Genomic DNA, 9,034 nt, shown 5'->3' on the forward strand with positions numbered 1-9,034 from the left:
TGTACAGATGAAATGAGCACGCGCGACGTGAGCACCCAGTACGTAAGAACCCTGGATGTGAGAACAGCGGCGTGTTGGTCTGGAGAGCGATATAGACCGCGCTCGGCCCCTGGATGAGTGCCAGGGCTGGGGATACGTGATAGGGCTAGCGTCGAGAATCGCTGTAAGGCAGCACGGAGTGCTATGGAAGGGGGCCTGCCGCGCCCTGGCCGGGCGCGGCGATAGTTATCTCAAGCCTGGCTGGCGTAGGCGTAGAGCAGGGTCTCCTGGGCGCTGATCGGTTCGGCGTCACCGCTCTCCTGCAGGTGGTACTGGCCCTCGCTGTCGAGCACCCAGCTCTGGCAGTTGTCGACCAGGTAGGTGTCGAGGTCCTTGCGTACCTGCTGCGCGACCTTCTTGTCGAGCAGCGGGAAACAGGTCTCGACGCGGTGGAACATGTTGCGCTCCATGGCGTCGGCGCTGGAACACCACACCTCGTGGGCACCGTCGTTGTTGAAGTAGTAGACCCGAGTGTGTTCGAGGAAGCGGCCGATGATCGAGCGCACGTTGATGTTCTCGGAGATACCCGGCACCCCGGGGCGCAGGCAGCACATGCCGCGGATGATCAGGTCGCAGCGCACGCCGGCCTGGGAAGCGCGATAGAGTGCGCGGATCAGCTTGGGCTCGGTGATGGCGTTGCACTTGATCACCAGGCGCGCCTTCTTGCCGCTCTCGGCCAGCTTGGCCTCGCGCTCGATCATCGCCACCAAGGTGTCGTGGAGGGTGAAGGGCGCGTGCAGCAGGGTGTTGATCTTGCGCGGCTTGCCCATCCCGGAGAGCTGCTGGAAAACGCGGTGAACGTCCTCGCAGAGCGCCTCGTTGGCGGTCATCAGGCTGTAGTCGGTGTAGAGCTTGGCGGTCTTGGCGTGGTAGTTGCCGGTGCCGAGGTGGGCATAGTGGCGCAGTTCGCCCTTCTCGCGGCGCACGATATGCATCATCTTGGCGTGGGTCTTGTAGGCCATCACCCCGTATATGACGATGGCCCCGGCCTCCTGCAGGCGCGAGGCCAGCGCCAGGTTGTCGGCCTCGTCGAAGCGCGCCCGCAGCTCGATCACCACGGTCACTTCCTTGCCGCCGCGCGCCGCCTCTACCAAGGCACTGACGATCGAGGAGTCGGCGCCGGTGCGGTAGAGGGTCTGCTTGATCGCCATCACGTCGCTGTCGCGGGCGGCCTGGCGCAGCAGCTCCTCGACCGGCGTGAACGACTGGAACGGATGGTGCAGCAGGATGTCGCCCTGGCGGATCATCGAGAACAGGTTGACGTCGCCGCGGACCTGCTTGGGCAGTCCCGGGGTGAAGGAGCGGTAGCGCAGGTCGGGGCGCTGGACGTCATCCAGCACCGACATCAGCCGGGTCAGGTTGACCGGCCCGTTGACCCGGTAGAGATCCGCCTCGCCGAGTTCGAACTGCTTGAGCAGGAAGTCGATCAGGTTGTCGGGGCAGTTGTCGGCCACCTCCAGGCGCACGCCGCTGCCGTAGCGCCGAGCCAAGAGCTCGCCGCGCAGCGCCGAGGCCAGGTCCGAGACCTCCTCCGGATCGACCGAGAGATCGGCGTTACGGGTCAGGCGGAACTGGTAGCAGCCCTCGACCTCCATGCCCGGAAACACCTCATGGGCGTGGGCGTGGATCATCGACGACAGGAACACGTAGTCGGTGAAGCCTTCTTCGCACAGGGTTTCGGGCAGGCGGATCAAGCGTGGTAGCGAGCGCGGCGCGGGCAGGATCGCCAGCCCCCCCTCGCGGCCGAAGGCGTCGGTACCATCGAGTTCGACGATGAAGTTGAGGCTCTTGTTGACCAGCCGCGGGAAGGGGTGAGAGGGATCCAGCCCGATCGGACTGATCACCGGCGCGATCTCCTCCTCGAAGTAGTCGGCGACCCAGGCCGCCTGATCCGGCGTCCACTGCGAGCGGCGGCGGAAACGGATCTTCTGCTCCTCCAGCGCCGGCACCAGGACGTCGTTGAGGATACGGTACTGACGTTCCACCTGCTCGTGGGCGATGCGCGAGATTTCTTCCAGCGTGCGCGCCGGGGGCAGGCCGTCGGCGCCGACCTCTTCGTTGGCCAGGGCCAGCTGGTGCTTGAGTCCGGCGACCCGGATCTCGAAGAACTCGTCCAGGTTGGAGGAGAATATCAGCAGGAACATCAGCCGGTTGAGCAGCGGATGCGAGGGGTCCAGGGACTGCTCGAGCACGCGGATATTGAACTGCAGGTGCGACAGCTCGCGGTTGAAGTAGAGCGTGGGGTCGCTCAGGTCCGCCTGCGGCGAGGGGGTCGCCTTGGCATGGATGCCCTTGCGGGTGCGGTTGACCCGCAGGGGCGGCGAGCTACCATCATCGACCGGCAAGCTGGTGCTAGCGAGCTCTCGGCTGGGGCCGGGCGTGTCCTGGGTGTCTGTCATCGACTGTTCTCCACAATGATGTCCCGCACCCAGGCAGACGCGCCCGCGGTGGTCAGGCGTTGAGTAGTTGCGCGGCGCGCTTGGCGAAATAGGTCAGGATGCCGTCGGCACCGGCGCGCTTGAAGCAGGTGAGCGACTCCAGGATCACGCTGTCGGCGTCGAGCCAGCCCTTCTCGAAGGCGGCCATGTGCATGGCGTACTCGCCACTGACCTGGTAGGCAAAGGTCGGGACGCCGAACGACTCCTTCACCCGCTGGATGACGTCAAGGTAAGGCATGCCGGGTTTGACCATCACCATGTCGGCACCCTCCTGGATGTCCAGGGCGGTCTCGTGGAGCGCCTCGTCGGTGTTGGCCGGGTCCATCTGGTAGCTGAACTTGTCTGCTCGGCCCAGATTGCCGCTGGAGCCGATGGCATCACGGAAGGGGCCGTAGTACTTCGAGGCGTACTTGGCCGAGTAGGCCATGATCTGGGTCTCGTGGAGCCCCTCGCGCTCGAAGGTGGCGCGAATCTCGCCGATACGGCCATCCATCATGTCGGACGGTGAGATCACGTCGGCGCCGGCCTCGGCATGCGACAGCGCCTGCTTGATCAGCGCCTCGATGGTGCGATCGTTGAGCAGGTAGCCGTTCTCGTCCGGTACCCCATCCTGGCCGTGGGTGGTGTACGGATCGAGCGCCACGTCGGTGATGATGCCGAGGTCGGGAAAGCGTTCACGCAGCGCCCGGATGGCGCGCTGGATCACGCCGTCCGGGTTCCAGGCTTCGGCACCGTCGACGGTCTTCTTCTCCGGCGGTGTGAAGGGGAACAGATCGATCGCGGGGATGCCGAGCTCGACCAGTTCCTCGGTCTCGCGCAGCAACTCGTCGATGGACAGGCGCTCGACGCCCGGCATGGACGACACCGGCTCGCGGCGATTTTCGCCATCGAGCACGAAGACCGGGAGAATCAGGTCGTCGGTGGTCAATGTCGATTCTCTGGCCAGGCGGCGGGAAAAGTCGCTCTTGCGCAGACGACGCAGGCGGGTGGCCGGGTACTGACGCGACAGGGAATAACGCATGAATCTCTCCACGATAGGCGGCGAAGGGGCCTCACGGCCCCTTCGCGTCACCGACGATCAAGCTATCAGTGACGAATGACAAAACGATGACATCGGGACTTGGCGCCCTCAGTATAACAACCGAGTCGACGGCCGGGATGGGGGTGTTGTCGCAATGGTCACAACCGGACGAATCAATCCGTGGGCTCTTCCGCGCGCCGACGCTGGACGAGGCGGCCGAAGAGGATTCCGACCTCGAACAGTAGCCACATGGGAATGGCCAGCAGGCTCTGCGAAATGATGTCCGGCGGCGTCAACAACATGCCGATGATGAAGCAGATCAGGATCACGTAGGGACGTTTCTTGCTCAAGCTCCTCACGTCGGCGATCCCGGTCCAGATGACCAGGAACGTGGCGATGGGGATCTCGAAGGCCACGCCGAAGGCGAAGAACATCTTCAACACGAAATTGAGGTAAGCGTTGATGTCCGTCATCACCGTGACGTCCTGTGGTCCGGTATGGACGAAGAAGCTGAACAACAGCGGGAACACCACGTAATAGGCGAAGGCGGCACCACAGTAGAACAGCAGGATACTGGAGGCGAGCAGCGGAAATGCCAGCGCCTTCTCGTGCTTGTAGAGCCCGGGCGCGATGAATGCCCAGGCCTGATAGAGGATGAACGGGATAGCCGCGAAGATGGCGACCACCATGGTCAGCTTGAACGGGGCCAGAAACGGTGACGTGACCTCCGTCGCGATCATCCTCGAGCCGGCAGGCAGAAGCGCCACCAGCGGATCGGCCACGAAGCGGTAGATGTCATTGGAAAAAGCGTAAAGGCCGGCGAATACCAGTACAACGACGATCACGGCCTTCAGTAAGCGTGAGCGCAGCTCTATCAGATGCTCGATCAGCGGGGCTTGTGACTGCTTTTCGTCTGGCGGTGGAGAAGAGGCATCGCTCATCGGGAAGCCGAATCCTTGTCCGCGGGTGAGGCGTCGTGAGGGGCGGACGAGGCATCATCCGATGCGGCAGATGCTGGCCCTTCGACGCGATGTGACTCGACGGCGGACGAAGACGATGGGGCCTGGGTATCCCCCTTCTCGCCGCTTTCGAAATGCTTCTCGACACTCCGGCGCGCCTGATTGACGTTCTCGTCCAGTTTTTTCTGCTGCTCGGCCAGTTTCTGGCGCAGTTCCTCGGCCTCGAGCTGCGAGGTGATTTCCCGCTGCATGGTCGAGACACTGCGCTTAATCCGGCCGACCCAGAGCCCTGCCGTGCGGGCAGCCTTGGGCAGCCGCTCGGGCCCCAGCACCAGCAGCCCGACGATGCCGATCAGCAGCAGCTCGAAGAAACCGATATCGAACATGCCGGTTACTTGCGCTCGACCTTGTCGTCGGACGTCTTGTGGGTCTCGTCCGTGCGACTGTCGAATGTGCTGTCCTGGGGCGTATGAGTCGAATCCTGGGAGTGATCGATGCTGTGCTGCGTATTGCTCCCTTTCTTCTCCTCCTCGTCTTCACCGACGGCTTTCTTGAAGCCCTTGACGGCACCGCCGAGATCGCTACCGACATTGCGCAACTTCTTGGTGCCGAAGATCAGGATGATGATCCCGAGGACGATCAGCAACTGCCAGATACTGATACCACCCAACATAACCTTACTCCTTGAGGCATGCGCCGAGGCGCTGACACGATTGACACTTGAGATAGCTTACTGGCTTGGCTGCCGCGCTGCCTTCTCGTCCAGGCCGGAGACGCCGAACCTTCGGGCCAGCTCTTCGAGCACGGCACGATGATCGACCTCCAAATGCGACAGCATGACCAGACTATGGAACCACAGATCGGCGACTTCGCCGACGAGTGCCTGCCGACTCTGCTCATCATCGGCCTTGACGTCCTTGGCGGCAAGCAGCGTCTCGGTGGCCTCTTCGCCCACCTTCTCCAGAATCTTGTTGAGACCCCGGTGATGCAGCTGCGCGACGTAGGAGCTTTGCGGGTCGGCGTCGCGGCGCTCGGCGAGCACGGCGGCCAAGCGTTCGAGAGTATCACTCATGAGATGACAATCCTGAGTCGAAATGAACGATTCGAGAGCCGGGCCGCCGCAGGCGGCCCGTACTCAGCGCCAGATCAGCAGCAACACCCCCAGCCCGGCCGCCACCAGGACCGGCCAGGGTTGCTGTTCCGCCCAGCCCAGCATCGGCTGCCAGGCCAGGGCCACCGCCAGCAGGATGGCCCCCAGGCGGAGACGCCTGGCACGCGGCGCCGCCCGCTGGAAACGCGCTTCCAGCCCCGACAGCGCCTGCGTTTGCTGGCGATATAGCCGGCGCTGCTGCTCGCGATCGGAGAGCGCCTGGTGGGCGAGCACCGGCAGCTCGGGAATCTGGTGTGCCAGTTCCGGCGCGTGCTTCTGAAGCGTCTTCCAGAACCCCTTGGGGCCGGCGCGCTCGCGCATCCAGCGCTCGAGATAGGGTTTGGCGGTGCTCCACAGGTCCAGATCGGGGTAGAGCTGGCGGCCCAGGCCCTCGATGTTGAGCAGGGTCTTCTGCAGCAGCACCAACTGTGGCTGGACCTCCATGTTGAATCGCCGCGCGGTCTGGAACAGGCCCAGCAGCACCTGGCCGAAGGAGATGTCCTTGAGCGGCTTCTCCAGGATCGGCTCGCACACCGCGCGGATCGCCGACGCGAATTCGTTGGCCCGGGTGCCTTCTCCGACCCAGCCGGATTCGATGTGCAGGACCGCGACCTCATAATAGTCCTGACGGAAGAAGGCGAGCAGATTGCGTGCCAGATAGTCCTGATCCTCGCGGGTCAGGCTGCCGACGATGCCGCAGTCGATGGCGATGTAGCGCGGTTCGGTGGGGTTTTCCCGCGACACGAAGATGTTGCCGGGGTGCATGTCGGCGTGGAAGAAGTTGTCGCGGAACACCTGGGTGAAGAAGATCTCCACGCCGCGCTCGGCCAGTTTCTTGAGGTCGGTGCCCTGCGCGCGCAGGGCCTCGATATCCGCGACCGGGATGCCGGTGATGCGCTCCTGGACCATGACCTGGCGGTGAGTCAGCGACCAGTGGATGGCCGGGACGTAGAGCAGCGGCGACCCCTGGAAGTTGCGCTTGAGCTGGGAGGTGTTGGCGGCCTCCTTGTTGAGGTCGAGCTCGTCGAACAGGGTCGCTTCGTAATCCTGAACCACTTCCACCGGCCTCAGCCGGCGCGCCTCGGGAATCCGCCGCATCAGGCGCGCGAAGGTGTAGAGCAGCCCGATATCCTCGCGCATGATGCGATCGATGCCGGGGCGGATGATCTTGACCACGACCTGCTCGCCGCTATGCAGTTCGGCCGCATGGACCTGGGCGATGGAGGCCGAGGCCATCGGTTCGGTCTCGAACGCGGCGAAAGCCTCCTCGACGGTCTTGCCGAGCTCGACCTCGACCATGGCGCGGGCGGTCTCTCCAGGGAAGGGCGGAACCTGGTCCTGCAGACGTTTCAACTCGTCGGCGATATCCGGTGGCAGCAGATCGCGGCGGGTCGACAGCATCTGGCCGAACTTGACGAATATCGGGCCCAGCGACTCCAGCGCCAGCCGCAACCGCTTGCCGCGCGAGTGATCGCCGATCGGAATCAGCCGGACCGGAGCAAACCGCCACAGCCAGCGAAGAACCGGCGGTAGTCTGTCTTGGGGAACCAGGCTGTCGAGGCGATAACGGGAGACGGTCCAGGCGATACGAAATAACCGCAGACTCATGAATGCGACTCCCGACGGCGTTGCAACCTGGCCACTCTGGCCCCGACACGGTCGACGGCTTGCTGGAGTTCGGTGAGGTGATCGCGCGCGACGGCGAGCTGGTCGCGACCTGCCAGCCAGCGTCGTTCCTCGAAAAGATAGTCACGGAGATCCTGTCGCCACTCGGTGACCAGGAAGCGCGCCTGGCGATCGAGGTGGCGGATGCCATTGGCGACGCCATGGGCGGTACCGTTGCCCATGAGCCCTGACAGGGCGTCTTCCCAGTCGATATCGAGGTCGATGAACAGGGTCTGCATCGGTGACAGCAACCCGGTCTGGCCGATCGCCGGGAGTTGGCCGCTGAACAGCAGGCGCTCCGGCGAGTCGCCCGCCATCAACCGGGTCACCACTTGCCGGTCCACGGTGATTTCCAGGTCGTCCTCGTCATGCCAGTCGTGCACACGCCCTAGCGTGATGCCATCGACATGGAAGCCCACGCGCAGTCCCAGCTGAGCCTCGGCGAACGTCAACCGCAGGGTGTGTCCGGCCAGATCGGCCAGCCTGGCGGGGGACGCCGGGTCGCGCCGCAACAGCATGTTCAACGAGCGCTCCAGGGCGACCAGGGCGAAAGTCTCCACCATCTCGCCGGCCCTCAGAGCTTGATGCCGCGGTGCAGCGCGACGATTCCGCCGGTCATGTTGGTGTACTCGACCCGTTCGAGCCCGGCGGACTGCATCATGCCCTTGAGCGTCTCCTGGTCCGGATGCATGCGGATCGACTCCGCCAGATAGCGGTAGCTGTCGGCGTCATTCGCGACCAGCCGCCCCATCTGCGGGAGCAGACGGAAAGAGTACTGGTCGTAGGCTTTCGACAGCAGGCCGTTGACGGGTTTGGAGAACTCCAGCACCAGCAGGCGTCCGCCGGGCTTGAGCACGCGGGTCATCGAGCGCAGCGCCGCGTCCTTGTCGGTGACGTTGCGCAGGCCGAAGGCGATGGTGATGCAGTGAAAGCTGTTGTCCGGAAACGGCAGGCTCTCGGCATTGGCCTGAACGTATTTGACGTTGTCGCCAATGCCGTGGTCGATCAGCTTGTCGCGCCCGACGCGCAGCATGGATTCGTTGATATCGGCCAGGATGACGCGACCGCCTGGGCCGACGCGTTTCGCGAACTGGCGGGTCAGGTCACCTGTGCCACCGGCGATGTCGAGCACGCTGTGGCCCTGGCGAACGCCGCTGCGCTCGAGTGTCAGCTGTTTCCAGAGGCGATGAATGCCGAATGACATCAGGTCGTTCATGACATCGTAGCGCGCGGCCACCGAGTGAAAGACGTCGGCCACGCGGGCGGCCTTCTCGTCGACCGCTACTTTTTCATAGCCGAAGTCGGTCGTGCGCTTGTCCATGTGCTTTTCTCCGAGATGACGCGGGCGGCGAACGTGACGCCGTTGGGGCGGCGGCATCGCTGTCCGGGCGATGGGCTGCCGAGCGGCCCGAGCCGTGTGACCGACGCGCTCGAGCCGAGACCAATCGATGTGAATCGACCGAGTCCGCATTGTAGCGTCTGGTCGTAAACTTGTCTGCGCGCATCGCGGCTGGCAGGTGTTGGGAGCGGGCGTGCCGACGGCCCTCGTCCGGTATCCGGCCGGGTTCAGACCTGATGAATCTGGATCACACCGGGGTCCCGGGAGGCACCGGCACGCTCGAGCCGGCTCAGGTAGTTCTGCCACCACGCCTGCTGGTGGGTCGCCATCTCGTGGAGATACTCCCAGGTGTAGAGCCCGGTATCGTGGCCATCGTCGAAATGCAGCTTGAGGGCGTAGCGACCGGCCTGGGAGATATCCAGC

Annotated in this window: 10 protein-coding genes; all 10 read right to left on the reverse strand. The window is 64.1% G+C overall.

Features of this window, described 5'->3' with window-relative positions; genetic code table 11:
- Nucleotides 1-230: 230 nt before the first annotated feature.
- Nucleotides 231-2,438, reverse strand: a complete 2,208-nt coding sequence (gene ppk1 / locus DOM56_RS18185; RefSeq protein WP_110710425.1) for a polyphosphate kinase 1 — start codon at nt 2,436-2,438, stop codon at nt 231-233.
- Between the two features lie 52 nt (nt 2,439-2,490).
- On the reverse strand, nt 2,491-3,498 hold the full coding sequence (gene hemB, locus DOM56_RS18190; RefSeq protein WP_110710426.1) for a porphobilinogen synthase: 1,008 nt from the start codon (nt 3,496-3,498) through the stop codon (nt 2,491-2,493).
- A gap of 173 nt (nt 3,499-3,671) precedes the next feature.
- Entirely contained in the window at nt 3,672-4,439 is a 768-nt protein-coding gene (tatC, locus tag DOM56_RS18195) for a twin-arginine translocase subunit TatC (RefSeq protein WP_110710427.1), read from the reverse strand.
- Nucleotides 4,436-4,843, reverse strand: a complete 408-nt coding sequence (gene tatB, locus DOM56_RS18200) for a Sec-independent protein translocase protein TatB (RefSeq protein ID WP_110710428.1) — start codon at nt 4,841-4,843, stop codon at nt 4,436-4,438. Before tatB ends, tatC begins: the two co-directional genes overlap by 4 nt.
- Before the next feature lie 5 nt (nt 4,844-4,848).
- Nucleotides 4,849-5,130 (reverse strand): Sec-independent protein translocase subunit TatA, encoded by a 282-nt coding sequence (tatA, locus tag DOM56_RS18205; RefSeq protein ID WP_110710429.1) that lies wholly within the window; start codon nt 5,128-5,130, stop codon nt 4,849-4,851.
- A gap of 57 nt (nt 5,131-5,187) precedes the next feature.
- Nucleotides 5,188-5,529, reverse strand: coding sequence for a phosphoribosyl-ATP diphosphatase (locus DOM56_RS18210; protein WP_110710430.1), 342 nt, complete (start codon nt 5,527-5,529; stop codon nt 5,188-5,190).
- Between the two features lie 63 nt (nt 5,530-5,592).
- Nucleotides 5,593-7,215 carry a ubiquinone biosynthesis regulatory protein kinase UbiB gene (ubiB, locus tag DOM56_RS18215; RefSeq protein WP_110710431.1) on the reverse strand — a complete coding sequence of 541 codons (1,623 nt, stop codon included), beginning with the start codon at nt 7,213-7,215 and terminating at the stop codon, nt 5,593-5,595.
- Nucleotides 7,212-7,835, reverse strand: coding sequence for a hypothetical protein (locus tag DOM56_RS18220; protein WP_110710432.1), 624 nt, complete (start codon nt 7,833-7,835; stop codon nt 7,212-7,214). Before DOM56_RS18220 ends, ubiB begins: the two co-directional genes overlap by 4 nt.
- An 11-nt stretch (nt 7,836-7,846) precedes the next feature.
- Complete coding sequence (gene ubiE, locus DOM56_RS18225; protein WP_110710433.1) at nt 7,847-8,593, reverse strand: bifunctional demethylmenaquinone methyltransferase/2-methoxy-6-polyprenyl-1,4-benzoquinol methylase UbiE; 747 nt, start codon at nt 8,591-8,593, stop codon at nt 7,847-7,849.
- A gap of 245 nt (nt 8,594-8,838) precedes the next feature.
- A partial coding sequence (locus DOM56_RS18230) for a gamma-butyrobetaine hydroxylase-like domain-containing protein (RefSeq protein WP_157958281.1) occupies nt 8,839-9,034 on the reverse strand: 196 nt, incomplete at its 5' end.

Source organism: Salinicola sp. CR57 (assembly GCF_003206585.1).
In the GTDB taxonomy this organism is placed as follows: domain Bacteria; phylum Pseudomonadota; class Gammaproteobacteria; order Pseudomonadales; family Halomonadaceae; genus Salinicola; species Salinicola lusitanus.